The following is a 26,522-nucleotide window of genomic DNA, read 5'->3' on the forward strand; positions in this document are numbered from 1 at the left end:
GCAAAGGGAGTGGTCGGTTTTTTTGCATGTTAAATGAGCGTTCTCGAATATCGTAGGATTCTTTTACTTCTGTTTGTCGTGAAAGCTATTTTCTTGCAATGTTATAAGTGAAGTCACAAGCGGGATTGCTTTATTGCTTTATTGCTTTATGCGTAAAAGCGTTAAAGAGAAATGCTGTTTATTCGCCGTAAAATATTGCTCTTTGAGGGGGCTGATCTGTGGCATGGGGGATTTTAGACGAAGATATTTTGACGATGGGTTGGAGTTTTGCTGTTTAAGCAAAAGGTGGAGGATGCGTAAAATGCACTGCTCTCTCATTTTTTCGGTGATATGCGTTTTTCTGCTTTAAAATTTTGCTAAAAGTTTTTTAAAACTGTTTGATTGATTGCACTCTTGTTAGTGGCTCGTAGATAATGAAGCATGATTATCTGCACAATCAAGTTTGCTCCTTTGCAGTTTTTTAATCAAGATAAAGACTTGAAAAACAAGACCCCTAACCTGTTTTTGGTTAAAATTTCCGCTATTCGTTGTTATAAAAGCAAGTTTAAGTGAAGGTGTATATTAAAAATATCATTTATATCTTAATTGATTTTACTTTACTTTACTTATTTACCAATAAACTATAATATGGTAAATACTAAGTAAGAGAAACAGATAATGAACTTTTTTCAAGAGTTTTAATAAAAACTGTATTTGGATTTATTGATAAAAAGGATCATTTGAAATTTAAGCGGGGGGTATAATCTCATGAAATTAGCCACAAACAAGGAAATAATTAACAGCTGGTTTGCAAAGGAGGTTAAGAGTTACAATCGGCGTATTCCAAAAGGCTTAAAGGATTTCTACGAGGATAGGAAAGATTCGTTAATAAGTGATGATGAGCTTCAACGGGAAATTTTGGACTTTTTAATACGGGATATGCCGTTAACACCGGACGATTCCAATCCATTAAAGATGTTTCTTGAACAAGGCATTTCTTTTAGGAAGGAGCAAGGGGCGAGAGTTTTTGATACTATTAGAGGTGAGCATTCGATATCTGTTAAAAGTGGAGAAAGCGTTGATCCATTTAAAGTGAATGATCCAGAAATTGACGCATCATCTATACCGGACAAACGAGAAAATACCCATACATTTACGATGACGTGTGATCGAAGAGAGCGTGCTTTTAGAGAAGAGTATGGGCTGGACAATCTTTTAGAAGAGATTAGATCGTCTGTCAGAGAGCAGGATAATGTTGAGAGTTACAATTGGTTAGAAAAGCTTATTGATCGTGCATTAAACAGTGAAGTTGCACCGTTACAAGAAACACAAGAAATCTACATTCCAGACATTCGTGATCTTCGTTTAGATGAAAAATCATATGAGCTCGCTATAAAAATCATTCGACAAGCAGTCGGATGTCTTGGGATTCGCTCACGTTTGTACAATGCTTGTTATTTTCAAAAAGCTTGTTCTTTGCGTGATCTTATATTCATTTTTGTCAGCAATGCTCAATTTGATATAAATGCTCTAGTTCTTGACGAAGTCATGAATATATCGACAGTTGATGACGCTAAAAATAACCTTTTAAAAGTACAAAATTTTGGTGAGAGAAATAGCGATGTTATTGGTCTTGCCATGTCAAAAAAAGCGATATCTATCGATGACTTAAAAATAAAAGGGTATAGCGAGTTTGATCCAAACAATTTGCGCACGAATATCTTTTTTCATATTTCGCAATCGTCATTATTTCGTCCGTTTGAAACAATGATTGTTTTTAAAGCAGGGACTGATGATCAGATTGAAAAAACAATAAAAAGGTATGAAGGCGCCAATGGCATGAAGTTAAAAGAAGAAGCAGAGAAAGAAGCTTTAAAAAGAGTAAAAGTGCTATAAAAAGATTAATAGAGGCATTCAAAAGTCATTGGAAAATTATAAGTGACAACAAAAATGCAGCTGATTATCCTACCTGCCGTAAAACACTGCTCTTTGAAGGGGTGTGGTGTGCTAGAATATTTGAGGGCAGAGCTTGAGTTATTGAGCCTGATGAAGTGCTGTTGTTTGAGGGGAAGCTGGTTTGAATTTGATTTAAGGGGGATATGAATGGAATAATATTGATCGTTGCGCTTTTGCTTAATCAGAAATTAGCCACAAGATTGCTTTTTGTTTTTTCGCTTTGAGCTCTCTAAAGTTTTTTAAAAGGGTGTGTTCTTTTTCGCTATAGGTTTCTTGATCGTGGTGTAAGAGAGTTTCTTTTGTTGAAAGATCTTCTTTTGTGGCAAGGTCTGCATAAAAGAAGTTTACGGGGACATCTAGTTTTTGGGCGATTTCGAGCAAACATTTTGCGCTTACACGATTGAAGCCTTTTTCATATTTTTGGATTTGTTGGAAACTGACACCTAAATGGCTCCCTAATTCTTTTTGGGAAAGCCCTATTGAAATGCGTCTGTGACGGATTCTTTTGCCTATCAAAATGTCGATAAAATGTGGATTTTTAGTTGGCACTTCAAGCCCCCCTCCGGTTGCGAGCGCCCTCGCATTGGTATTCCGGGAGTCAAAAATACTGAACCTAAATCAGCTTTTTGCTTTTAGTGCTTAAAGCACCTGGACATAGCAAAAACTCCCGGAATCCCGGGAAACCCACAGAGTGGGATAAATTTATGTTTAGGTTTCGGGTTTTTGATCCCCTATTGATCGCTGCGTATACGACCAAACTCACCCTTTAAGTAATAAAGTAGTTTCAGAAAATTGGCAAGAAAAATTAAAAATTTTCTATTTTATTACGCCGTAAAATACTGCTCTTTGAAGGGGTGTGGGGAGCTGGTTTGAATTTGATTTAAGGGGGATATGAATGGAATAATGTTGATCGTTGCGCTTTTGCTTAATCAGAAATCAACCACAAGATTGCTTTTTGTTTTTTCGATTTGAGTTCTCTAAAGTTTTTTAAAAGGGTGTGTTCTTTTTCGCTATAGGTTTTTTGATCGTGGTGTAAGAGAGTTTCTTTTGTTGAAAGATCTTCTTTTGTGGCAAGGTTTGCATAAAAGAAGTTTACGGGGACATCTAGTTTTTGGGCGATTTTGAGTAAACACCCTGCGCTTACACGATTGAAGCCTTTTTCATATTTTTGGATTTGTTGAAAACTGACACCTAAATAGTTTCCTAATGCTTTTTGAGAAAGCCTCATGGCAATGCGTCTGTGACGGATTCTTTTGCCTATCAAAATGTCGATAAAATGTGGATTTTTAGTTGGCACTTCAAGCCCCCCGCTGGGGGCGAGCGCCCTCGCATTGGTATTCCGGGAGTCTAAAAGTACTGAGCTTAATCAGCTTTTTGCTTTTAGTGCTGGGAAGCACTTGGACATAACAAAAGCCCCCGGAATCCCGGGACACCCACAAAAGTGGGTTCATTCTTATGTATCGAGGTTTCGGGCTTTCAGTTCTCTATTGATCGTCGCGTAGACGATCAAAATTACACTTTAAGTTAAAGTAATTTCAGAAGCTTGGCAAGAAAAATCAAAAATTTTCTATTCTATTGTGCCGTAAAACACGGCTCTTTGAGGGGGGTGAAGAGCTAGAATATTTGAGGGCAGGGCTTGATTTATTGAGCCTGATGAAGTGTTGTCGTTTGAGGGGGGTGTCTGAAGACTGTAAGGGGTACTAGGCAAAAAGCTTTGTTCGTTTACAGACCCGTGTTTACAGAGCAGTGCGGAGTGGTGGTTTGGAAGTTTCGTTTGGCTTTATTCTGTGAATGTGTAAAAGCGTAAAAACGTATATCCGTAAAATGATGCGAAAGATTTATGGATTTATGTATAGTTAAGCTGATTTTAAATTTAAAGTACTAGGTTATTCAGCAGGTAAAGCAGAACTTCCTAGTTTAGACAAAAAGACTAATACTGTACAAACAGTTCTGTATTTTGATGATAAAAAAGTTCTATTTGTCATAGCAAGAACAGCTATTCGAGATTTTTTGATATTGTCTCTAAATTTGGAACCACCAGTCAAAATATGGGCCTAATTTTATCAGTAAAATTAACTAAATCTAGTAACGATAATAGAGCTTACTATGTAATAAAATACACGGTATTGCTAATGAGACTTGACTTTAAAATAAGAATGCAAGTTCAATTTTCTAATCCAGAAACAAAAAACTTATGAGTTTAAAGATTATGAAATTGTAAACAGATGTTTTAATGGTGAAAAAATTTATTAATTTATTACAAGAAAAAATAGATGATACAAGTTATACTTGTCACCTTATTATAAAAATAAGCCCTCTGCGGGAACAGAGGGCTTCAATAGCGGAAAAAATTCTCAACATTGGGGTAAACAATGTCAAAAAAACTGATCTGCAAAACTTAAAAAAACGTATAAATTATGCACATTCATATCTTAGTACTTCATTAGGTATAAAGGCGATGGAGGAAATCGCACCTTCGGAAACCGTCACTACTAAGAATGTGTGTGAAGCTAGCAGAGAATTAAAAAAATGGCAAGCAGAAAAAAAGTTTAAACAAAAAAAGAAAACTTTGCTGTTTGTGCCCATAAATATAATGAATCAATTCCAAATAGTGCTTTTTATTTTAAAGCGTATCCAGAAACTGAAAATCAGTTAATTCACTACAATAAATATAATAACTAAATTAAAAAGAAATATTGTTAAAGAGAGCAGTGCTAAAAGACTGATTTAAAAAATAATTTCTCAAAAGCTGAAGATGATATCATAAAAGATATGGTTTAAAGACATTTTATTAAAAAAGGATACTTTAAAAAAATACGATACTTTACCAAGCCCTGTAATGAACAATTTATCGGAAATTACAAAAGCAACTTTTTTAACACCTACTTTAGAATTAAATGATGATGAGATATTAAGAAATGCATATAAAGGTGGCTTTGTTTTTTTAATCAAGACAGGGGGACATATATATAATGGAATTGAAGTATATGATGTTAACAGTATGTACCCAGCTATGATGTTAAAACTGTTACCTATAAGTAATTCTATCTACAAAAAAGACGAAATATTCACCAATTCATATTGGGCATGTTTTTTGTCATGGTATGGAGGAGTGAGAAGGATTGGGGGAAGTGTTTTCGTGAATGGAGGGGAAAGTTTAGAGGAAGAGGGGTGTTCAGTTGTTAAGTGTGTGATGGGAGAGAAAAAGGGGGGAATGGAGAATGAAGAGAGTGCGCATGGATAGGAGGAGAGTGTGGGTAAGGCGGGTATTGCAAAGAGATGCGTGAAGGATGGTGGTTTAAGGAGAGAGGGCTTGATTTGTTGAGCCTGACGAAGTGCTGTCGTTTGAGGAGTGGTTGGGTGTAAGCTTTATTTTGTGGGGAAAGCTGCTTTTTGACGTGGGATTGTAGACTAGTTCTGGTTGGGAATTTTCATTCTTTGAGACGTGGGCTGGAAGTCAATATAATAATATAGCAGATTTTGATCTCATAATTTTTACATTCTTTCTTTTTTAAAGCAAATAAGAAAGAAAAATTAATATATTACTTGATATTGGTCTAAATGCTTATATCAAGAGGAGTATTTCTTTAAAAATTTTCACTTAACTTATTAAGTGATTTATTAGAATAAAAGACTCTTCTGAAGTTCATATCACCAATTGTATCGAAGGAAGTGTAACTTTAAGTGTAGAAAAGTTTAACATTGGATGGTTGGTATGAATTTATTTTTAAAAAAGAGTCCTTTAGCTCTTTTTTGCTCTCTCTTTATTTCTAAAGTTGGTGATTATGCTTATGAAGTTGTTTTTGTTTTACTGGTCTTAGAATTAACAGATAACACCTTTTTTATAGGTCTTGTGTATTTTTTTCGATTTATCCCTTTTCTCTTTTTTGGCCCTATAGGAGGTTGGTTAGCGGATAATTTTTCTTTGAAGAAAAATATGATCTTAAGTGAAGTTGTTAGATTATTAGCTTCATTATTCGTTTTTATAACCACTATAACAGGTACGGCACATATCATTGTTCTTATTGTTGCAGCAATATGTACAACGATCGGAAGAAGTATTTTCCAACCAAGTTTTCAAGCTGCTATTCCCAGAATGTTTTCAATAAAAGATCTTACAAAGGCCAATAGCATTGCTCAAATTATCATGGAAACTGCAGCCGTCATTGGACCTTTGGTTTGTTCCCTACTGCTTTTTTTAGCAAATAAATCGGCAGTACTCATTTTTGATTTTTTTACCTATTTTATATCTATTATCGTGTTATTTAATCTCATGAATTTAAATTCAAGCGAGAATAAATCATTCAATTTTATAAAAATTTATCGAGAAACAGCTTCATATCTTAAATATATTTCTACTGAAAATAAACATTTATTTATTACGCTGGTTGGATCGTCGTTTGCTATTCTCTTTACGGGTGCTATTTTAAGATTTTTAATTCCAGCTTTTGTTCTCTCTATAGGGGGAGAGGAGAGCCTTGTGAGTTATATTTTTTCTCTCATGGCTGTTGGAACTATTGTTGGTGGTTTGTTATATCATAAAATTATATTAAATATTACATCGTTGAAGCTCATGGTATTTTGGCTTCTTTATGGGGTTATTCTGTTTGTTATGCCCTTAGCTGCAGAAATTTATTTAAAATTCCTTCTCGTGTTAGCGTTTGTTTTAGGATTTATTGGTGCCTTTGTGGATATTGGTTTAGTTTCAGCTATTCAATTATATTCTCGTCGTGAAGATTTTGGTAAGAGTTTTGGAACCTTTTCAACTTTAGCGAACTCTGCGGAAGCAATGTCTGGCTTTATTGCTGGATTTTTGGCGCTTGTGGGATTGTTAAGCTCTTTTTTAGCGATGTCTGCCTTCATTATTTCCACGGGAATGATTGGCGTTGTAAAAATTAAGAAAAATAAAGAGTTAACACCCCTTAACACGACAGTCGATGACGACCATTGATATATTTGATATCTCCATGCCGTTTCTTTTTTCTAAAGACGGTTCGTTCATTATCTTATTCATGAGGTAAAAACACCGCTCTTTGAAGGGGGTGATCTGAAACGAAAGAGTGGACAGTGGTGGAAACTTGCTAGGCAAGCATTTGAATTCTTTACAGACCTTTGTTTATAGAGTGGTACGGGGTGGTAAACCTTTCCTTGGCTTTGTTCTGTAATGATGTAAAAGCGTAAAAATGTGTCTGTGAGAAAGGAGTAGAGGGGTTATGTATTGTGCGTGTTTTTTGTCATGATATGGAGGGGTGAGAAGGATTGGGGGGAAGTGTCTTCGTGAATGGAGGGGAAATGAAGGGTGCTGTGGGTTGGTTTATGTAATGCAACACTCCATGAAAGTAAGTATACATGTACTATATGTATACTACATTCTTTACATGTGTTTTTTCGTACTTTTAACATATATATTTTGTGTCTTAAACATAAGCTTTGAGTACTATGAGAGATGGTGGTCGTTTTTTTAATAAGCGAGAAAGTGATTAACGAATGCTTGATTGTAAAGCAGTATATTGTTAAGGCTATTCTTTGAAAGGATGCTCTTATTTCTGGTGTAGGAGCTTCTCAGGAGAGAATGCAATTAATAGGGGAGTTAAGATGTCAAAATATTTATTTCCGTTACCGCTTGTATTGGTGGCTGGTTGTGCATCTATGAGTAATTATTCATCAAATTATGTCAGTCCAAATATTACGCAAGATGATGTAAAATTAATTGCTAACGATTTTGTTCATAATCTTAAAAAACCTTTACCGCCCGCTACAACAACACTTGTTGTGAAAAAAAATAAAACAGGAGACAACTTTACTCCCGTATTTATTGATCTGTTGCGACGGAATGGATATAATGTGATCTATACAGATCAACCAAACAAACAGCAAAATGGTGTAATCTTGACTTATCAAATAACGCCAATAAAGATAGGTATCATGTCTATGGTTTCTTATGATGAGGCTGGAGTAACGCGTTATTATGTCCGTACTTATAATAGATGAAACGCCTTTACCGGTTTGTCTCAAAGAAGTAGATAATGAAGAAATGTGTTTCAGGGGAAATGTTGGGATTGAATTAATCAATAAAAATTTACAGATGTGAAAATTACATATTCAGCCGACAATTATCCGTCGTCTCGTTTACAATTTCAGTATTGTAATGAGAAGAGATATCGTTTTATCTGTTTGCAATTCTTCATGTTCTGTCTCAGTTATATAGCGCTTTTATCGTTTCTGTCTTATAGAAAATTACTTTCTGTTCTACGGCTCTATATGCCAATTTAATAGTCAGATCTAAACAATCAAATTCATATGAACTCTTTACGGAAATCTGTTGTTTGAGATTGTTGAAAGGTGTTTTGTTTTTATCAAATTGTCGCGTGGTGGTTTGGGAGTTTCATTTGGATGCGTTCTGTGAAGATGTAAAAGCGTAAAAACGTTGATCTGTAAAATGATGCGGAGGATTTGTGCTTTGTGTATTGTGCGTGTTTTTTGTCATGGTATAATGATAAATCCATTGAGCACTCCTATCTTTACGCTTATGAAGAAGCAAGTCGGTATCATCATTATATTTGCTAGCTCGTGGGTGTTGGCTACAGCCTTTGGCACTTGAGACGGTTCATAAGAGCTATTTTTATTCCTTTCTTAATCGTTTTTTTATCCACATGGGCTCTTGTGAATGGAGCGGAGAAAGCTGGGATGAAGAGGGGTGTTAAGCGTGTTGACTGGAGAAGAGCTTGTGGGAAATATTTTAGGGCAGGGCTTATCTGTCTTGTCTGATGAAATAGCTTTCTTTGAGGTGTGGGATAGCCATATGAAATAATCAGCAGGGGAATCTGATAGACGAGAAATCAGATTGTTTCAGACCCGTGTTTACAGAGCGGTGCGGAGTGGTGGTTTGGGAGTTTCGTTTGGCTTACGTTCTGTAAAGATGTAAAAGCGTAAAAACGGTGATCTGTAAAATGATGCGGAGGATTTGTGCTTTGTGTATTGTGCGTGTTTTTTGTCATGGTATAATGATAAATCCATTGAGCACTCCTATCTTTACGCTTATGAAGAAGCAAGTCGGTATCATCATTATATTTGCTAGCTCGTGGGTGTTGGCTACAGCCTTTGGCACTTGAGACGGTTCATAAGAGCCATTTTTATTCCTTTCTTAATCGTTTTTTATCCATACGGGCTCTCCCCTGCTTTTGACGTGCAAGCGAGTGATTTTGATTGATTCAACATGGGAGAGATTTGAAATGAGAGAATCTTACGATGTTTGGAACTCTCAATCAGTATCAATAACGCTAAATTATTTCTTATAAATCAATATATTGTCATGGTGTCGAGGGGTGAGAAGGATTGGGGAGGTGAAGAGTGTGTGAATGGAGGGAAATGAAGAGTGCTGTTCGTGTGTTGGCTAGAGAGAAGAGTTTGGGAATAGCTGTGAATAGATTGCAGGGGTGATGTTGTAAAGAGGGGATGTGTAAAGAGGTGTGAAGAGAGAAAAATCGTGGTTGGCTTTTATATTCTATGCGAAATTTAACAATTATATTTGCGTCTATATTTGTATGGGGGATATCCGTGAAATGGGTGTGAGAAGCATTGAGAAATGTTTTTTTAATAAGTGGGTGAATGAGAAATACAATAATAATCCTATTTAGGGGCACTCCTATTAGGGGCACTCCTGTTTTAGCTCTTGTTGTTTTGGACATTGTGTTTTTTATGAGAGGTGTTTTGATGGATGTGGATTCCTTAAAGAAAAACACAAAAATATCAAAAGAAAAATATAAAAACTTGACAAGGTAAATGTAAAAAGGTATCATAATGATACAATCGGAATTGTGCGTTTAAATCAGAAGAGATCTCTTGATAAAATTCTGTGAGAGGGGTGGGGATGTTTTTCCAAGGTTTTGGTGTGTGTTATCCTATGATGTTGTAAACCGGTGCTGTAAACCGTTTTTTGAGATGTGGTGGTATCAGGCGGGAAAGGTTTTAGGCAGAGGGGATATTGGCGAGGGATGTCGCTAGGTGCGCTTTTGTCTAATCTGAAATTAACCACAAAATTGCTTTTTGTTTTTTCGGCTGGAGCTCTCTAAAGTTTTTCAAAAGGGCGTGTTCTTTTTCGCTAGTGGTGTCTTGATCGTGGTGTAAGGCATTTTCTTTTGTGGGAATATCTTCTTCTGCAAAAATATCAGTATAAAAAAGGTAATAGGGACTTCTAGGATGTTGGCGATTTCCTGTAAACGTCCGGCGCTTACACGATTGGAGCCTTTTTCGTATTTCTGGATTTGTTGGAAACTGACGCCTAAATGGCTTCCTAATTCCTTTTGAGAAAGTCCCATTGAAATTCTTCTATAACGGATTTTTTTACCTATTGAAATGTCGTTGAAATGTGAATTCTTAATTTGCACGTCAAGCTCCCCTCCGGTTGCGAGCGCCCTCGCATTGGTATTCCGGGAGTAGTAAAGTACTGAGCTCTAGTCAGCATTTTTGCTTTTAGTGCTTATCACACCTGGACATAGCAAAATCTCCCGGAATCCCGGGACACCCACAAAGTGGGTTCATTCTTACGCTAGAGCTTAGGGCTTTACTATCCCTTATTGATCGCTGCGTAGACGACCAAAATATCCTTTGAGTGATAAAGTAATTTCAAGGGATTGGCAAGAACAATTAAAAGATTTGGAAAATGAGAGCATTTTTTTGTATCTTAAAAATTATCTCATTATCTTCTTATGCCTTATGCTGTAAAATATTGTCATTTGGGGTAGGGTGAGATGGGGGCATTAGAGGCAAGGATATGCCGTCGATGGACCTTCAAGCGTATCAATTTATACGCTGCTTTTTGTGAGAGTGTCTGGATATTGGAGGGTAGGGGTTATCTGTCCGTGTCTGGTGAAACAGCATTCTTTGAGGGGTGGTGAGAGGTGGTTGCCCAAATGCAATGTGCTCGATAAAAAGTGGGATTGTTAACAGACTCTTGTTTATTGAGTGGTGGGCTGGTTTGGAAATTTCGTTTGGCTGCTTTCTGTAAAGATGGAAAAGCGTAAAAACGTGAATCTGTAAAAGTGAAGTGAAGGATTTATGCGTTGTATGCTTTTGTCTTGACATGGAATGTGGTCGGAGAACTAGGGGACGCATTTGTGAATGGAGTGGGGAAAGTTGGGATGAAGAGGGGTATAAATCGCGTTGACTGGAGAAAGGTGTGTGAGGGAATATTTTAGGGCAGGGCCTATCTGTCTTGTCTGATAAAATTGTCTTCTTTGAGGTGTCGTGATCTGAAGCTTATATTTTAAGGATGTTGGATATATTGGCGAGGGATGTTGATGGGTGTGCTTTTGTCTAATCAGAAATCAACCACAAGATTGCTTTTTGTTTTTTCGGCTGGAGCTCTCTAAAGTTTTTCAAAAGGGCGTGTTCTTTTTCGCTGTATGTGTCTTGATCGTGGTGTAAGAGAGTTTCTTTTGTGGGAATATCTGCTGTTAAAAGGTCCGCATAAAAAAAGTTCATAGGAACCTCTAGTTTTTTAGCAATTTCGAGCAAACACCCCGCGCTTACACGATTTAAACCTTTTTCATATTTTTGGATTTGTTGGAAACTGATACCTAAATGGCTTCCTAACTCTTTTTGAGAAAGCCCCATTGAAATACGTCTATAACGGATTCTTTTACCTATTGAAATGTCGTTGAAATGTGAATTTTTAGTTGGCACTTCAAGCCCCCCTCCGGTTGCGAGCGCCCTCGCATTGGTATTCCGGGAGGTTGAAAATACTGAACTCGAATCAGCTTTTTTGCTTTTAGTGCTGACAAGCACTTGGACATAGCAAAAACTCCCGGAACTCCGGGATACCCGCAAAGCGGGATAAATTCATGTACGAGTTTTCGGGTCTTCAACTCCCTATTTGACCGTTGCGTGGACGATCAAAAACACAGATCAATTCATAAGGCAATTTCAGAAGATTGGCAAGAAAAATCAAAATAATTTCAAAGACTATAAGATTGGGTACTTTTTAAAAAAGTGCGAAATCTGGATTTTTAGTTGGCACTTCAAGCCCCCCGCTGGGGGCGAGCGCCCTCGCATGAGTATTCCGGGAGTTTGAAAGCACTGAGCTCAGCCAGCCTTTTGCTTTTAGTGCTGACAAGCACTTGGACATAGCAAAAGCTCCCGGAATTCCGGGATATCCGCAAAGCGGGATAAATTTATGTACTGAGCGTTCGGGCTTTCAAATCCCTATTTGACCGTTGCGTGGACGATCAAAAACACAGAACTATCAATAAAGTAGTTTCAGAAGATTGGCAAGAAAATTAAAATATTTTTTAGTCTGTTATACTGTAAAATAGGAATGTTTGGGGGCGGTAATCTGATGTTAGTAGGGGAATTTATTGGGTAAGAGGTTGGATGATAGTTTAAAACCGGTGCGGGGTGGAAGCTTTATTCAGCAGAGGAAAATTTGCTTTTTGAAGTCGAATTGTAGATCAGAGCTTATCTGGCGTGTTTGATGAAACACCATTCTTTAAAGTGTGGGATAGCCATATGAAATAATCAGCAGGGAAATCTGATAGACGAGAAATCAGATTGTTAACAGACCAGTGTTTACAAAGTGGAGCGGGGTGGTGGTTTGGGAGTTTCATTTGGCTTTGTTCTGTAATAATGTAAAAGCGTAAAAATGGTGATCTGTAAAAATGGAGATCCGTAAAAACGGAGCAGAGAATTTGTGCTTTGTGGGTGTTTTTTACCTTTTAGTATGTGTCCCATTTTTTTAAAATTGCTGGTTGCTTTTGAGGTTTCATTCCTGATTTTCATATCATTTTTTGTGTTTGAGGTTTTGGTTTCTCTTTAGTTGGAAGGATCATGATGATGGTAGATGAACATTGTCTTCCCTTACGTCGAAGAGGGCGGAAAAAAGGGTCTTTGAATAAAACAACAAAGCGATTTAATGAAGCTCTTCTGACTGCGGCGGAGCAGGCTGGCTATCACTATGGTGAAGATGGGCTGGTGTCTTATCTTCAATATCATGCTCTAAACAATCCCGTACCGTTTTTTTCGCTTCTTGCAAAAGTGTTGCCTCTTCAGGGGACTGGAGAAGGGCAGGTTAAAACAGTTTCGCGTATCGAGATTGTACCAGTGAATGCAAAAAATAGTGAACCGGAGAAGCGTGATTTTTCAGCAACGGAGGCTTGTGATATTGAAAAATGTTAGGCTGAGGTGGATGATGCGGGGTGATGTCTTGCAAGGGGGGCTGCTTTGGTGATTGCTTGTCTTGAGGGGATTGAAGCGGAGGCTATCTTGCTTGTAGGCGCTCGTGATACTTGGCTTGGGTGAATGATGCCTGAGAGCCATGTGTTGGAGGAGATTTGGTGCAGGATGTTTGTGTGGTGGATATGGGACAGTGTTTTGATGGGTGAAGGGCGTGAAACTTGAGAGAAGTATTATGCTTGCGGGATGCATGTGTTTTGGTGGGGGTATCGGGGATAGACAAGTGTGAGGATTGGGGAAGCTTGAGAGGCATGATATTGGAGGATGTTGGGCTTTGGATATGCTTGAGAGCCATGTGCTGAGGCTATGATTTGGTGGGGGGATGCTGTGCTTGTGGTTGGGGGATGACAGGCGCGGTGTTTGAGGGGCGGTTTGGGGGGGGGATAGGGACCCTTGTGATTTAAGGACCCTTGGGGGCGCATATCGTGTATATGCGGGGTCCAAAGTGGTCAAAGGGGTTCAAAGGGGTTGAAGGGGGGGGGCTTCATGCAAAAAAGTGAAATTCATTGAGTATTAGGATGAAGGAAGGTAAAGCGCTGCTTTTGAGAAGGGCGTTTTGCGTTCAATTGCTCTTTTCCTTTAATTGCTCTTTTCCTTTAATTGCTCTTTTCCTTTAATTGCTCTTTTCTTTCAATTGTTCTGGGAGAATTAAACTTGGGATAAGCAAAAGGGTGAAGCGCAATTATTGCTAAAGTATGAAAATTTATAATGAAAATTGTTCAGAAAATTTCTCAAAAAATGGAGCAGAAAACGGCTCAAGTGGCTCTTATTCCAAAGCTTATTCCTGTTTTTACTGGAAAAGCAGATGTGCGAGCCGCTTGGGGAGGACGGGGTTCTGGAAAAACACGTTCTTTTGCTTTGATGTCGGCTGTTGTGGGATATCGCCATGGAATGGCTGGAGAACGCGGGATTATTCTTTGTGCAAGGCAATTTCAAAATTCTCTCAATGAAAGTTCTTTGGAAGAAATTAAACGCGCTATCGAATCTTACCCTTTTTTACAAGACTATTATGAAATCGGCGATAAATATATTAAGTCAAAAGATGGACGGATTGTCTATGTGTTTGCTGGGCTTGATCGCAATATCGCAAGTATTAAATCAATGGGGCGCGTTTTCCTTTGTTGGGTCGATGAAGCGGAGCCGGTCACTGAGACTGCTTGGCAAACACTTATTCCAACTTTGCGCGAAGAAGGAAAAGATTGGAATGCAGAATTATGGGTCACATGGAATCCGTGCCATGAAAATGCACCCGTGGAAAAACGTTTCCGAAATGTCGATAATCCTCATATCAAAGGGGCAGAAATTAATTGGCGTGATAATCCGCAATTTCCTGAAAAACTCAATCGTGATCGAATGGACGATTTGCAGCAAAGACCAGAGCAGTATAACCATATTTGGGAAGGCGAATATCTTCAAGCTGTCCAAGGGGCTTATTATCAGAAATGTCTTCTCGAAGCCGAAATGGAAGGGCGGATTACCACCGTTCCACGTGATCCTTTGATGCAGGTGAGAATCTTTTGGGATATCGGGGGAACAGGAGCAAAGGCTGATGCTACCGCATTGTGGGTTGCGCAATTTGTTGGACGGGAAATTCGAGTGCTCGATTATTATGAAGCCCAAGGACAGCCTCTCTCAGAGCATGTGGGCTGGGTCTTTCAAAGGGGATATGAAAAGGCTCTCATGGTTTTGCCTCATGATGGCGCAACAAAAGATCGTGTTTATAATGTGAGTTTTGAAAGTGCACTTCAACAAGCCGGTTTTCAAACTAAAGTGATCCCTAATCAAGGAACAGGCGCTGTGAAAATGCGTATCGAAGCCGTAAGGCGATTGTTTCCTGCACTATGGTTTAATCGTGAAACGACATGTGCGGGTAGAAAAGCGCTTGCTTGGTATCATGAAAAGCGCGACGAACAGCGCAATATCGGACTAGGCGCTGAACATGATTGGGCTAGCCATGGGGCCGATGCCTTTGGACTGATGTGTGTGGCTTATGAACAGCCGCATGCTAGAGCGCGAAAAAATACCTATCGCTCGTTTCACCATTCTCAAACGTCATGGATGGCTTTTTAATGAATATTTCTACAGATTCTACTTTTAATCAAATCGAAACGCTTGAAAATCAAGCACTTTTTAAAAAACTCGTGGGGTGGTATCAGGATGATATTGCCCATGTCGAAAAATGGCGAAAAAATGCCCAAGAAGATTACGATTTTTATAATGGACGGCAATGGAATGAGCAAGACTTGGCTGTCTTGCACGAACAAAACAGACCGGTTATGACTTTTAACCGTATTGCGCCTTTAATTAATGCCGTGATTGGGGCTGAGCGCAATAATAAAAGGCAAGTTCAATTTATTCCACGACAAGAAGGAGCAGCCTTTGCAAACCAGATTTTGACAGGGGCGGCTGAGTGGTTTCGTGATGAAGCCGATGGGGAATACGAAGATTCCGATGCCTTTCAAGATGCAATTATTTGCGGAATGGGGTGGACAGATACACGCCTTGATTATGAAGAAGATCCACAAGGAAAACCAGTCATTGCGCGGCTCGACCCTATGAAAATGGTGTGGGATGCAAGTGCTGTTAAGCCTAATCTTATTGATGCACAACGCTTGTGGTATATTGATGAAAAACCTCTTGCTATGGCTGAAGAAATGTTTCCCAATGTTCATTGGAGTGATCTTAATGCTGATTGGGTTAAACATCAGAGTTTTTTACACCCAACCAGCAATGGGATGACACAAAGTTATCAGTCCGAGAGGGGATATCAGGGAGAGTGGGAAGAGGGAGGGACCTATCAACGTCCTAAAATGGTGACATTGGTAGAATGTCGTTGGTTTGAACGCGAGGTGATTTATAAAGTTCTCGAGCCTCAAAGTGGAAAGTTTATCGATTATTCAGAGCAAGATTTCCAAAATTTAAGTAAAACCTTTCCGCATGTTCAAGCAACAAGGTTGAACAGAAAAATTGTCAAACGAGCATTTTTAGGCAGAAAGCTGCTTGAAGCGCCTGATAAGCCCTTGGTTCCACCCAATCAATTGGGATGGGAGTGTATTACCGGTACTTTTGATAAGTTAAGCCGGCACTTTTACGGACTTGTGCGCCCTACAAAAGATCCACAACGGTGGGCAAACAAATATTTTAGTCAAGTGATGCATTTGCTCAATAGCCAATCAAAAGGCGGAATTATGGCAGAGCGCGATGCTTTTGATGATGATCGACAAGCCGTCGAGAGTTGGGCTAGAGCTGATAGTATTACTTGGTTGAAAAGTGGTGCTGTGTCTGGGGGAAGAATTCAGCCTAAACCCGTGGCACAATTTCCGCAAGGGTTTTTCCAATTGTTTAATGAAGCAAAGAGCGCACTTGAACAGGTGACGGGGTTGTCTTCTGAATTTATTGGGACAAGAGCTGTCAATCAGCCTGGCGTTCTTGAACAACAACGGCGACAATCGTCACTTAATCTTTTGGCTTCCTTTTTTGATGGGTTGCGTCGATATCGGCAACGACAGGGAAAAATTATTCTCTATCTTATTCAAAATTATCTGTCCGATGGGCGGCTGGTTCGTATTGCTGGTGATGAAAATGCCCAGTATGTGCCGCTGACACGCGAAATGGTGACAAGTTTGGAATATGATATTGTCGTGGATGATGCGCCAACAAGTCTTAATGAAAAAGAGCGTACTTTTGCACTGATCATGCAATTGCTTCCTTTGATGCAAAATTTTGCAACGCCTGAAATTATGCTCGATCTCTTACGCTATTCGCCTTTACCGGCTTCACTTATTCATAAAATTGCGATAAAGGCGCAAAACTCTTTTCAAGAAGAGCAAAATGCCTCAGCGCAGATGGGGGGTAATATGGGAACAGAGCAGATAATGCAGATGTTGCAGACAGTAAAGGCTCAACAATAGGATGCTTTATGATGTGCTCTCTTGGATGAATTTCATCTATCAGAAGTTGCTTATCTAAACAATGTCCATAGTTTACCCATGTTGCTTATGTCGTGCAATGTCGCCTCTCTTTATCTCAGAAGAGCTGTTGTGTTGAGCCGTAGTGTTGGTGTTGGGAAACATCTTTAATAGAGTCTTGCTGTCACGGCGGGGATATGGTGGGAGGTGTTTTGCTGTCATGGTGGGGGAGCCATGTGAGGAGAATGCTGGAGCCTAAGTGATGATGGGTAAGTATTAAGGGGACAAATGCTTATGGGGCTGTTTTATCTGAAAAATTTGATTTTATTGTTTTAAAAAAGAGAAGGCTAATGTCATGGATCAAGAACACTTAACGCCAGCAGAACAAAACCAATTGAAACAGGATTATCTACTCTCAACACAAGAGGGAGAAGACGGTGAAATTGGAAGAGAAGAAAAAACTCTTGAAGATAATTTCCAAGGGCAAATGCATCAAAAACAGGACTCTTCGCAAAAGGCTGGAAAAGAAGTTCAAGGGGGAGAAGATGGTCCGCCAGATCCGCAAAAAGACTTTATGGGCTATATGCAATGGTTGGGAAAAACACTCCAAAAACAAGGGCTTTTACATGAAAAACAACAACCTTCTCTGGCTCGCGAAGCAGAACAGTTGCATGCGTTTTTTCAGCAGTCTGTTGCAAGTGTTAAACAAAAGCATCATGATTTTGATCAAGCCGCTGATTTTATTTATGAAACGCGGGCTAAACAGTTGGCAGCTTGTGCTTCTCTCTATCCTGAGATGGCCGATCCCAAAAATATTGATGCGTTGATTGGTGATGAGTTGAAACAGATCTTGCGCGATTGTGCGCAAAAAAATCAAAATCCGGCTGAAGTGATTTACTCTATTGCACAAAAAATTGGCTACACAAATGTTCCCAATAACATGGATGAAAATTTACAGGAAAGACACAATTCTGCACGTACACTTGCTGCTTATAACGGCTTGACGCCAAATGGGCCGATTTCTTTGGAGATGCTTGATAAAATGTCAGAAGCAGAGTTTAGCGCTTGGGTTTCTGATCCTAAAAATAAAGCTTCTTTTAATCGCTTAATGGGGGGAAGAGAATTTTAAAAAACAAGAATGTGGCAAGTGTTTTTTGTGGGAACGTGGAGAGGCTTTTAGCGCAGGGAATACGGGGGATTTCTCAAAGCACGGATGTGGTGAGGAGAGCTCTTATAAGGGGGAGGCAGACGCTAACAGAAATTAGATAAAACTCACGAACAACCTATTCACCATTTGAAATGAAATGTGGTGTTTTAACAACCGGCGCTTTGCCGGGTTTTTTATGTCAATAAAACTTTTAGAGGACAAAATGACTGTAACTTATATCGGACTTAATGACCCAATGGCAGTGCGCACATGGTCTAAATTACTAAACCAAGAAGTCTCAAAAGCACTTCCGATTGCACCGCTGATTGGAAATGATTCAAACAGTATCGTACAATTAAAAGATGAAACCACGAAAGCAAGTGGGGATGCTATTAGCTTTAATTTGCGTGTGCAGTTGCTAGGCGATGGGGTGAGCGAAGGGCAGACATTGGAAGGCAATGAAGAAGCTTTACAGTTTCTCAATGATCGTTTGGCAATTAATGAACTCGTTCATGCTGTGCGTGTCAAAAATGAGGGAACGATTGATCAACAACGAATTCTCCATGATTTGCGTACTGAGGCAAAAAATGGTTTGGTTGATTGGTATGCAGATCGTCTGAGTATGATGTTCTTCATTCAAGTGTGTGGATATACTGCAAAAGCTATTAACTTTGAGGGACGTACGATTAATCTTAAACCTGTCCATTATGGGTTTAATGCACCAACGGCACCAACCGATAAACGCGTCGTGCGCCCTAATGGAAAAACAAAAGATGAAGATTTAAAATCAAACGATGTTTTTGATCTTAAGCTCATTGATAAAGCTGTTGAACGGGCTAAATTGGCAAATCCTAAAATTAGACCCGTGCGGATCGATGGGGAAAATGTCTATGTGCTTTATCTTCATCCAACCCAAGTGACACAATTGCGAACCAACACAGATGCGGGGCAATGGCTCGATATTACCAAGGCAATCTATAGTGGAAGTCGTATCAAAAATCCGCTCTATGATGGATCTTTGGGCATGTATAATGGTGTGGTTTTACGCGAAGCTGAACATATTACCGAAGGGGTCGAATCTGGGACGGCAAATAAAGCTGTACCAAATGTGCGTCGTGCTGTTCTCCTTGGTGCGCAGAGTGCTGTGATTGCTTTTGGTAAAGATCGAGGAGCAACACGCTATAAATTGGTGGAAGAACTCTTCGACTATGAAAGAGAATTCGGGGTCGCGGCAAAAACCATTATTGGTATGAAAAAAACTTGCTTTACCTTGCCAGGAAGTACGCAAGGGGCTCAGGATTTTGGCACTATCGTCATCCCAACTTATGGAGCACCCGCTTAAAGCGAATGTTTGCTCACTTCCCCCAACAAGAGGGATCTGTTGGGGGAAAAATTTAAAATGCTTCCAGAAACAAGGACAGGCTTATGACCACTTTATCCACTGATCCCCAAAATCTAAACCTTACACATTCAGACCATTCTAAAACTTTTGCTTATATGGTCGCCCTTATTCAAGATGAAATTGATGATACAACAGCGGAATATTCTCTGCAAATTCAAGATTCAATTTTTACGGCTTTGCGTTTGTGTGAACGCGAACCCTTTTTCTTTAATGAAAAAAGAGAAAGGACGTTTAAAACACAAAGTGGTAAAACATGGTATGGGCAAGAAGAGGGAGTTTTTATTGAATCAGAAAAGAGTTTGGAGGGCGTCTTTTTAGCAACAAAGAATGCAACACCAACAAAGTTGTTCTTTAAGCCCTTGGAAGTGTTGCATCAACAATATGGTATGAATCCTGCGCTAGGAACGCCATTCTTTTATACGTGCCTTGATCAAAAAATAGGACTCTTTCCAACACCAGAACATGTGGAAACTGTACAGCTTTCTTATGCTCCTGTTCATTTTGCCGATGAACAACTAAAAGAGGATGATAATCCTTGGTTGATTTATGCTTTTGATCTTATTAAAGCACGGGCAAAATATGAACTTTATAAAAATATTCTTAAAGATCCTGAATATGCCGCCGTTTCTTTCAGAGATTTTCAAGAACAGCTTCAAGCTTTGCGTATTGAAACATCGCGCCAAAAAGGTTCTTCAAAGATTCGCCCAATGCGTTTTTAAAAGGCTTTGTTCCAAATCGTTGATGGCTGGTTTGTCCCTTATGGTTGGATGAGCGCTGGGGATTGATGGTGAAGGGCTGGTGGATGGCGCTGGGTATGCCATTATTTATGGTATCGTTCTTTCGATGCGTTGGTCAACTTAAGGTTGTGTGTTTTGTTGGATTTTATGCCTTTAGAGTTTTAAGGGCTTTAGTGGTTTCAATCAGTAAGCTTTGGTGTTTTGAATGGTACTAGGCTCTTCAAAGATTTATGGAGAGTTTAAAGGCTTTTTCCCAGTTGTTGGGGTGATTGCGGGCGGTTGATTTTGGTCGGGCGCTGGTGGATGGCGCTGGGTATGCCATTATTTATGGTATCTTTTTTTCGATGCGTTGGTCAACTTAAGGTTGTGTATTTTGTTGAATTTTATGCCTTTAGAGTTTTAAGGGCTTTTGTGGTTTTTTATCAATAAGCCTCGGTGTTTTGAATGGCACTAGGCTCTTCAAAGATTTTATGGGGGTCTTGATGGCTTTTTTCCCAATCGCTGATTATCGACCCGATGTGGCGGATATCAATGGAATTTTTACCGATGAACTTGTTAATGTGCTACCGGCTGATGGCTCCTATATCCCTATGCCAAGTTTTGAACCTTTATCAGAGCCTTGTCCTGAGCCAATTTTAGGCGCTCTTGCGGTTAAAACAAAAAATGGGGTTTCCATTATTGTTGGGACAAGAGAAAAAATCTTCTTGCTTGATAATACAACAATGAACTGGAAAGATATTAGCCAAAAAGGAAAATCTTATCTGGCTAATATCGATGCTCCGTGGTCTTTTGCTTTGTTTGGTGATTTTATCATTGCGGTGAATGCCAATGATAAACCACAAGTGATTGATATTAATCATGATAAAAGATTTAGAAATTTAGGAGGAAATCCACCACAAGCAGGGATTGTTCGAATCTGGGGAGATTTCGTTTGTTTGATGAAATTAACCGAGCATCCAAGACGGGTTCATTGGTCTGGATTAAATGATGCTGAATTTTGGACCGTGGGGAAAAAAAGTTGCGATTATCAAGATTTTCCTGATGGCGGATTTGTTCAAGGGGCAACGGAGACAACAAATCCAATTATCTTTATGCGTTCTGCAATCTATGCCGGTTCTTTTATCCCTGGCTCTAAGATTATTTTTAGTTTCCAAAAAATACACGATAAAAGAGGCGCAAAAAATGCTGAATCAATTGTTTGTCGCGGTGATTTAGCATTCTTTGCCGATGAGGGCGGTTTTTATCAAATAACAAATGATGGACAGATTATCCCCATTGGGTTCGAAAAAGTCGATCGAACGATGACCGCAAAATCAAGGCAGGATAATTTGTATACCATGTCTGCGGCTATCGATGGGGTGTATAATCGTGTTTATTGGATGGTTGATTCTGATGAGAATCTTCATAAACGTATCTTGCTCATTTATGATTGGGGATTGCAAAAATGGACAAAAGCTCTCGTCGATATCAAAATGATATTGCCTATTTTCTTAGCCGGAACAACCCTAGAAGGTCTTGATTTTGTAACAGAGAATATTGATAATTTGTCCTTTTCTCTCGATAGTAAAGTTTGGAAAAATGAATCGCCTATTCTGGGGGCATTTGATCAACAGGGCAGACTTGGTTCGTTTTCTGGTTCTCCTATGGCTTGTGTGGTGACATCACAAGAAATGGGGCAGACAAATGGCATGATAACACGGGTGAAAAATATTATGCCTCAAGTCAATAGTGGAAAGTTTTATTTGTCTGTGGGAATGCGCTTTCGACAATCTCTTGAAGAGGAAACTGTTTGGTTGCCAGAAAAACAGCCCTCTTATAATACGGGACAAATTCATTGTCGCGCAAGGGCACGGTTTTATCGCTTTAAATTGCGCATTCCTGAAGGGGTGAATTGGACTCATGTCACCGGATTTGATGTGGAATTGACGCAAGCCGGTATGCGATAGGCCCAAAGCCTCTATTATTAAAATTATTAAAGAATAAATGCTCATAGACCAAAGCCTTTATAAACAAAGGAACAAGGTGGTGCGTCATGCTTCATGCTTCATGCTTTTCTGCGATAAAGGAAAAATAGTCTGCACAATGGCTTATTTTTATAAAGAAGAAGTTTCCTTTTTGTTGTGACAAAGAGATGATGGGGCTTTTTTTCTTTTATTGTGCGGGGGGCATGGAACATGAGAAATGCGTAGGGGGATGTTCTTTAAGGGGAGATGAGTGATAAAGCTAAAAGAGCCAAAGTTATGATGCAAGAGAGTCAAGATTTATATTCTGCTCATTTGACAGAGCAGTGGCCATGGGAAAAAATAGCGCCCTATCAAGAGGCTCTCAATGCTGCATTGAGAAAATATGCTCGGCGCTTTCCTGATGATGTTTGTCTGGAAAAAATTGCTGAAGAAATCGCTACAGGACAAGCACAATTGTGGCTGGTCTTAAAAAATAAAATCCAATTTAGTGCTTTTGCAATAACCAAAGTTGAAAGTGCCCATACGGGGAAAAAATGCGTCGTTCTCTCTGATCTTGCTGGAGAGGGAGGGCTGAAATTGGTCAAGTTGATTGATGAAGTCGAAAAATGGGCGCGAACAATTAATGCTGAAGAAATGCACATGTTTGGAAGAACTGGATGGGCGAAAAAGCTCGCTCATCACGGATATTCTCGTAATCTTATTCAATATAGAAAGGTTCTCAAGTCATGAGTAGAAAAACCACACCTCAAGTGCAGACAACAACACAAACAAATGCTCCACCTGCTTGGGCGGCTGATATTTTAAAACAAGCCAGTGCTGATGCACTTGGACTTTATAATAAAGGGATTGGCGGAAACGTTTATCAGGGAGACAGAGTCGCTGGTCTTAGCGATATGACAAAAAATGCTCTGACCGGTTTACAACAAGCAGCAGGGCTCTATAACAATCCAACGGTAACGCAATGGTTGAATGCACCAACCAACAGCGCTACAAATCTTTCCGGTATGGCTAAGGGAAGCTGGATTGGAAGCAATAGTAAATTTAATACTGCATTGCAAAATGCTCTGAATAAAACTTCCGATGCAATTAATCAATCAATGTCTGGGGCAGGACGTTATGGCTCTGGGGCTCATACCGGTGTGCTGGCCGATGAGCTAGGCGCCTTGGCAACAAATGCTGCAGCGCAGCAATATAATCAAGATATTAACAATATGATGAATGCAAACCAGATGATTGATCGCTCTCAGAATGATCAGGTTAATGCGGCAAATAGCTATTATCAAGGGCAGAGTAACGTGCAAAGCAATGCTTTGAAAGGGGGCATGATTCAAGATGTAAATCGTCAAAATATCTTAGATGCTGAACGCCAAAAATGGTCAGAAAAAGATAATCAAGATTGGAACCGATTGCAAAGCTTGTTACAGGTCGGGACTCAGGCTGCTGGAAATTACGGAACGACTTCCGGAAAATCCACGACAATGCCTTCTGTGACAAAAGATCCATTGCGTGATGCGCAGCAAGTGCTTGGATTGGTCGGCGGAATTTTAGGGCTTTGTGATGTGAGGGCAAAAGAAAATATTATCTCTGTGGGGCAGAAAAAGGGATATCCACTTTATACCTTTAATTATAAAGGAAATCCACAACGTTATCAGGGCGTTATGGCGCAAGACGTGTTGCGTGTGAAGCCGGAAGCTGTTTATGTCAATGCAAAAACAAAATTATTGCATGTTGATTATGACAAAATAGGACTGAAAATGGAGAAAATGAAAGAGGAGAAAATACCGGCATCTAAAAATAAAATTGCGGCTTTCTTTTCTTCATTTTTTGCTCGTTTTCCCTTTTTGAATAAAGAGTATCTTCTATGAGTTCGATTTATGATTGGTCAATTATCGCATCAGAAAATGCTTATGCCGACGAGAGTATAAACTGGGCAGAAGGGCAACCTCCAAGCACAGTTAATGATAGTGCTCGCGCTATGATGCAACGCATCAAAGAATATTTGTTGGATAATGGGGGCGGGATTGAAACACAGTTTACTGTTGATGTGAAGAACGAGAGGACATCACTTCGTTTGGCGACAAAGTCTTTTTTTGAGACTTATATGGATGGCATTGTTGTGCGCTTCAAAGCACAAGGCGCCAACAGAGGAATAACAAATGTTTCTTTAAATCAATTACTTCCACGACCAACTTATATGGCAACGCCAGAGGGTATTATGCCTTTAAAGGGCGGAGAAATTCAAAAAGGGGGGCTTTATGAGATCGTCTATACGCGTGATATTGCCGGAAAAAATGCTGATGGCTGGTTTTTAACCAATCCTACTATAAAACTTCCTGAAATTCCGCCCTTTCCTCCTTTACCGGAAACGTTTTCTTCTGGATTTATCGGGACTTTTGCTACAGAAAAAATACCCTCTGGATGGTTACTGTGTGATGGTAAAGAATATTCGCGAAGGAGCTATGCCAATCTCTTTGCTGTTCTGGGAGAAACATGGGGAAAAGGAGACGGGAGAACAACATTCAATGTTCCCGATTTTCGTGGAATGTTTTTACGGGGGCTCGATAGTGGAAAAGCAATTGATAAAGGACGTCGCTTGGGAAGTCGACAAGAAGAGTCTTTTAAATCTCATACCCATGAAGGAAAAACAGATTCAACAGGCAAACACCAGCATAGTTATCCAATGATTGACAAGGTAGTTTGGGATATGAATCACGGTGAATATAATAGAAGTCTGGCTCAAGTCTACAATAAAGATCGGTTAACGAAGGCTGCAGGAGAGCATGAACATAAGGTCTTGTTGCAAAAAACAGGGGGTGATGAAACACGCCCTGTCAATATGGCGGTGATTTATGCTGTCAAAGCCTGAGAATGAAAGCTTTGAGAAAGATAAAAATGATTGCAAAATATCTGTTATGAGAAAAAGTCTTATAGAATATATTGTGCAGAAAGTTTTGAGGCGCTTTAGAAAAAACTCAACTCTCTTTATTATTTTATTTTTTGTGCTGCCTTTGTTGGATGTGTAACGGTCAGTTTGCCTATTGTTCTTTAGAGGATTAAGACAGTGATTATTGAAGGTAGGGGTAAAAGAGAACAAAAAAACTTTCTTTATTCATAGAGTTTTTGCTGAGGAATAAAGACTTTATCCAAAATGCTTCTCTCTTGTGGTATCGTGATACATTATTAAAGCGCTGGGTTTAAGGTGCTGGTGGGCGATGACAAAAAGCCCATGGATAAAATTTTATCTTGTTATGCCGTAAAACATCGTCATTAAAACACTATTATTGAAGCTGGTGATATAAGGAAAATAAGATATACAATACTTGATCCATTTAAGTATTGAAGAGACATCTATTCAGTGGAGGGCTTGCTTGGTTAAACCTTATGCCAATGAATCATATAAATGATTAGCAGACGGAATCCTTTCAGAGTAGTTGAATTGTTTACAAACCGATAGGGGCTAAAATCTTCGTCCTTTGAGGTGGTGGGAAGAGGTCAACGGATATGTCTATTTAAAGTGAGGAAAGGCAAAATGGTTCTCTCCTTCTTTTGGGAGTGTATGTAAAAAGCGTTTATTCTTTCAAAATGGGCGCTTTGTTGGCTAGAGCAGATTGGCGATGCGTTACATGGTGAGGCATTGAACTCTCTTAGATGGCATTTTGTGCTTATCAGGCAACTTCTTGAAACAGAATGAGAGTGATACGAGAAAATCTGTAAGACAATAGTTTATCCTGTTGTGTCGTAAAATACTATTGTTTGAGGTGCGGTTAAAATTTTATGCATGGGATGTTTTTTGTTTGTGGTATTCTTAAAGCAGTGTTTTTTGTAGAATAACTCTAGACAAGGATGCATTACAAGGGTGTATTTGAAGGGGAAAGCTAAGTCAAATCCGTTAGATAAGAAGCCAGATTGTTTACAGACTGTTGTTTATCGATTGGCATTGTTTGAAGACCGGTGGAGCGGGCTTTGTCCTTTTGGGGAAAGCCAACAAAGCATCAAGGTGATCATGCATTTTTCTTGGTTTCAGGTGATAAAATTATCATTTCAGGTGGAAAACAGAATATAATCTAAAAAATACCTTGTAAAAATTTTCGATGAAGAAATTTTTTCAAAAGCCTTTCACATAGTTGTCTGAGGTTGTCTGAGGTTGTCTGAGGTTGTCTGAGGTTGTCTGAGGTTGTCTGAGGTTGTCTGAGGTTGTCT

At 39.3% G+C, this 26,522-nt stretch carries 18 protein-coding genes and 1 pseudogene; 15 read left to right on the forward strand and 4 right to left on the reverse strand.

Annotation, left to right across the window (positions count from 1 at the left end):
- Positions 1-747 precede the first annotated feature (747 nt).
- Entirely contained in the window at positions 748-1,875 is a 1,128-nt protein-coding gene (locus ACFIJP_RS02465; protein ID WP_375625378.1) for a hypothetical protein, read from the forward strand.
- A gap of 237 nt (positions 1,876-2,112) precedes the next feature.
- Here ACFIJP_RS02465 and ACFIJP_RS02470 read toward each other — a convergent pair whose 3' ends face one another.
- Positions 2,113-2,484 carry a helix-turn-helix domain-containing protein gene (locus ACFIJP_RS02470; protein WP_375625379.1) on the reverse strand — a complete coding sequence of 124 codons (372 nt, stop codon included), beginning with the start codon at positions 2,482-2,484 and terminating at the stop codon, positions 2,113-2,115.
- 376 nt (positions 2,485-2,860) lie between these two features.
- On the reverse strand, positions 2,861-3,232 hold the full coding sequence (locus tag ACFIJP_RS02475) for a helix-turn-helix domain-containing protein (protein WP_375625380.1): 372 nt from the start codon (positions 3,230-3,232) through the stop codon (positions 2,861-2,863).
- Between the two features lie 936 nt (positions 3,233-4,168).
- Between ACFIJP_RS02475 and ACFIJP_RS02480 the strand changes: the two genes are divergently transcribed.
- The 4 genes from ACFIJP_RS02480 to ACFIJP_RS02495 all read left to right on the forward strand — a co-directional run bounded on the left by ACFIJP_RS02480 (position 4,169) and on the right by ACFIJP_RS02495 (position 7,926).
- Entirely contained in the window at positions 4,169-4,591 is a 423-nt protein-coding gene (locus ACFIJP_RS02480; RefSeq protein ID WP_375625381.1) for a hypothetical protein, read from the forward strand.
- A 129-nt stretch (positions 4,592-4,720) separates the two neighbouring features.
- Complete coding sequence (locus ACFIJP_RS02485; RefSeq protein ID WP_375625411.1) at positions 4,721-5,179, forward strand: DNA polymerase; 459 nt, start codon at positions 4,721-4,723, stop codon at positions 5,177-5,179.
- 471 nt (positions 5,180-5,650) lie between these two features.
- A complete protein-coding gene (locus tag ACFIJP_RS02490; protein WP_375625382.1) occupies positions 5,651-6,886 on the forward strand; it encodes an MFS transporter in 1,236 nt (411 codons plus the stop codon).
- A gap of 644 nt (positions 6,887-7,530) precedes the next feature.
- Complete coding sequence (locus ACFIJP_RS02495) at positions 7,531-7,926, forward strand: hypothetical protein (protein ID WP_375625383.1); 396 nt, start codon at positions 7,531-7,533, stop codon at positions 7,924-7,926.
- Positions 7,927-9,951: 2,025 nt separating this feature from the next.
- Here ACFIJP_RS02495 and ACFIJP_RS02500 read toward each other — a convergent pair.
- Positions 9,952-10,322 (reverse strand): annotated as a pseudogene (locus ACFIJP_RS02500) (helix-turn-helix domain-containing protein).
- Between the two features lie 928 nt (positions 10,323-11,250).
- A complete protein-coding gene (locus ACFIJP_RS02505; protein ID WP_375625384.1) occupies positions 11,251-11,619 on the reverse strand; it encodes a helix-turn-helix domain-containing protein in 369 nt (122 codons plus the stop codon).
- A 1,146-nt stretch (positions 11,620-12,765) separates the two neighbouring features.
- Between ACFIJP_RS02505 and ACFIJP_RS02510 the strand changes: the two genes are divergently transcribed.
- The 10 genes from ACFIJP_RS02510 to ACFIJP_RS02555 all read left to right on the forward strand — a co-directional run bounded on the left by ACFIJP_RS02510 (position 12,766) and on the right by ACFIJP_RS02555 (position 25,188).
- On the forward strand, positions 12,766-13,107 hold the full coding sequence (locus tag ACFIJP_RS02510) for a hypothetical protein (protein WP_375625412.1): 342 nt from the start codon (positions 12,766-12,768) through the stop codon (positions 13,105-13,107).
- A gap of 765 nt (positions 13,108-13,872) precedes the next feature.
- Positions 13,873-15,234, forward strand: a complete 1,362-nt coding sequence (locus ACFIJP_RS02515; protein WP_375625385.1) for a PBSX family phage terminase large subunit — start codon at positions 13,873-13,875, stop codon at positions 15,232-15,234.
- On the forward strand, positions 15,234-17,075 hold the full coding sequence (locus tag ACFIJP_RS02520) for a portal protein (RefSeq protein WP_375625386.1): 1,842 nt from the start codon (positions 15,234-15,236) through the stop codon (positions 17,073-17,075). Before ACFIJP_RS02515 ends, ACFIJP_RS02520 begins: the two co-directional genes overlap by 1 nt.
- A 352-nt stretch (positions 17,076-17,427) precedes the next feature.
- Entirely contained in the window at positions 17,428-18,201 is a 774-nt protein-coding gene (locus ACFIJP_RS02525; protein ID WP_375625387.1) for a hypothetical protein, read from the forward strand.
- A 241-nt stretch (positions 18,202-18,442) separates the two neighbouring features.
- Positions 18,443-19,561, forward strand: a complete 1,119-nt coding sequence (locus tag ACFIJP_RS02530) for a N4-gp56 family major capsid protein (protein ID WP_375625388.1) — start codon at positions 18,443-18,445, stop codon at positions 19,559-19,561.
- A gap of 83 nt (positions 19,562-19,644) precedes the next feature.
- Complete coding sequence (locus ACFIJP_RS02535) at positions 19,645-20,340, forward strand: hypothetical protein (protein WP_375625389.1); 696 nt, start codon at positions 19,645-19,647, stop codon at positions 20,338-20,340.
- A 500-nt stretch (positions 20,341-20,840) separates the two neighbouring features.
- Complete coding sequence (locus ACFIJP_RS02540; RefSeq protein WP_375625390.1) at positions 20,841-22,304, forward strand: hypothetical protein; 1,464 nt, start codon at positions 20,841-20,843, stop codon at positions 22,302-22,304.
- Positions 22,305-22,568: 264 nt separating this feature from the next.
- Positions 22,569-23,051 (forward strand): hypothetical protein, encoded by a 483-nt coding sequence (locus tag ACFIJP_RS02545; RefSeq protein WP_375625391.1) that lies wholly within the window; start codon positions 22,569-22,571, stop codon positions 23,049-23,051.
- Positions 23,048-24,187, forward strand: coding sequence for a tail fiber domain-containing protein (locus ACFIJP_RS02550; protein WP_375625392.1), 1,140 nt, complete (start codon positions 23,048-23,050; stop codon positions 24,185-24,187). Before ACFIJP_RS02545 ends, ACFIJP_RS02550 begins: the two co-directional genes overlap by 4 nt.
- Positions 24,184-25,188, forward strand: coding sequence for a phage tail protein (locus ACFIJP_RS02555; RefSeq protein ID WP_375625393.1), 1,005 nt, complete (start codon positions 24,184-24,186; stop codon positions 25,186-25,188). Before ACFIJP_RS02550 ends, ACFIJP_RS02555 begins: the two co-directional genes overlap by 4 nt.
- The last annotated feature ends 1,334 nt before the right edge of the window (positions 25,189-26,522 follow it).

The sequence above is a fragment of the Bartonella sp. MU37NMGALS genome (genome assembly GCF_042194015.1).
In the GTDB taxonomy this organism is placed as follows: Bacteria; Pseudomonadota; Alphaproteobacteria; order Rhizobiales; family Rhizobiaceae; genus Bartonella; species Bartonella grahamii.

What these genes read in the sequence shown, in the direction of transcription:
- ACFIJP_RS02490 (WP_375625382.1), top strand. Translation starts at nt 5,651, where the DNA reads ATGAATTTATTTTTAAAAAAGAGTCCTTTAGCTCTTTTTTGCTCTCTC.
- ACFIJP_RS02510 (WP_375625412.1), top strand. Translation starts at nt 12,766, where the DNA reads ATGGTAGATGAACATTGTCTTCCCTTACGTCGAAGAGGGCGGAAAAAA.
- ACFIJP_RS02535 (WP_375625389.1), top strand. Translation starts at nt 19,645, where the DNA reads ATGACCACTTTATCCACTGATCCCCAAAATCTAAACCTTACACATTCA.
- ACFIJP_RS02530 (WP_375625388.1), top strand. Translation starts at nt 18,443, where the DNA reads ATGACTGTAACTTATATCGGACTTAATGACCCAATGGCAGTGCGCACA.
- ACFIJP_RS02515 (WP_375625385.1), top strand. Translation starts at nt 13,873, where the DNA reads ATGAAAATTGTTCAGAAAATTTCTCAAAAAATGGAGCAGAAAACGGCT.
- ACFIJP_RS02520 (WP_375625386.1), top strand. Translation starts at nt 15,234, where the DNA reads ATGAATATTTCTACAGATTCTACTTTTAATCAAATCGAAACGCTTGAA.
- ACFIJP_RS02545 (WP_375625391.1), top strand. Translation starts at nt 22,569, where the DNA reads ATGAGTGATAAAGCTAAAAGAGCCAAAGTTATGATGCAAGAGAGTCAA.
- ACFIJP_RS02555 (WP_375625393.1), top strand. Translation starts at nt 24,184, where the DNA reads ATGAGTTCGATTTATGATTGGTCAATTATCGCATCAGAAAATGCTTAT.
- ACFIJP_RS02540 (WP_375625390.1), top strand. Translation starts at nt 20,841, where the DNA reads ATGGCTTTTTTCCCAATCGCTGATTATCGACCCGATGTGGCGGATATC.
- ACFIJP_RS02495 (WP_375625383.1), top strand. Translation starts at nt 7,531, where the DNA reads ATGTCAAAATATTTATTTCCGTTACCGCTTGTATTGGTGGCTGGTTGT.
- ACFIJP_RS02465 (WP_375625378.1), top strand. Translation starts at nt 748, where the DNA reads ATGAAATTAGCCACAAACAAGGAAATAATTAACAGCTGGTTTGCAAAG.
- ACFIJP_RS02525 (WP_375625387.1), top strand. Translation starts at nt 17,428, where the DNA reads ATGGATCAAGAACACTTAACGCCAGCAGAACAAAACCAATTGAAACAG.
- ACFIJP_RS02550 (WP_375625392.1), top strand. Translation starts at nt 23,048, where the DNA reads ATGAGTAGAAAAACCACACCTCAAGTGCAGACAACAACACAAACAAAT.
- ACFIJP_RS02480 (WP_375625381.1), top strand. Translation starts at nt 4,169, where the DNA reads ATGGTGAAAAAATTTATTAATTTATTACAAGAAAAAATAGATGATACA.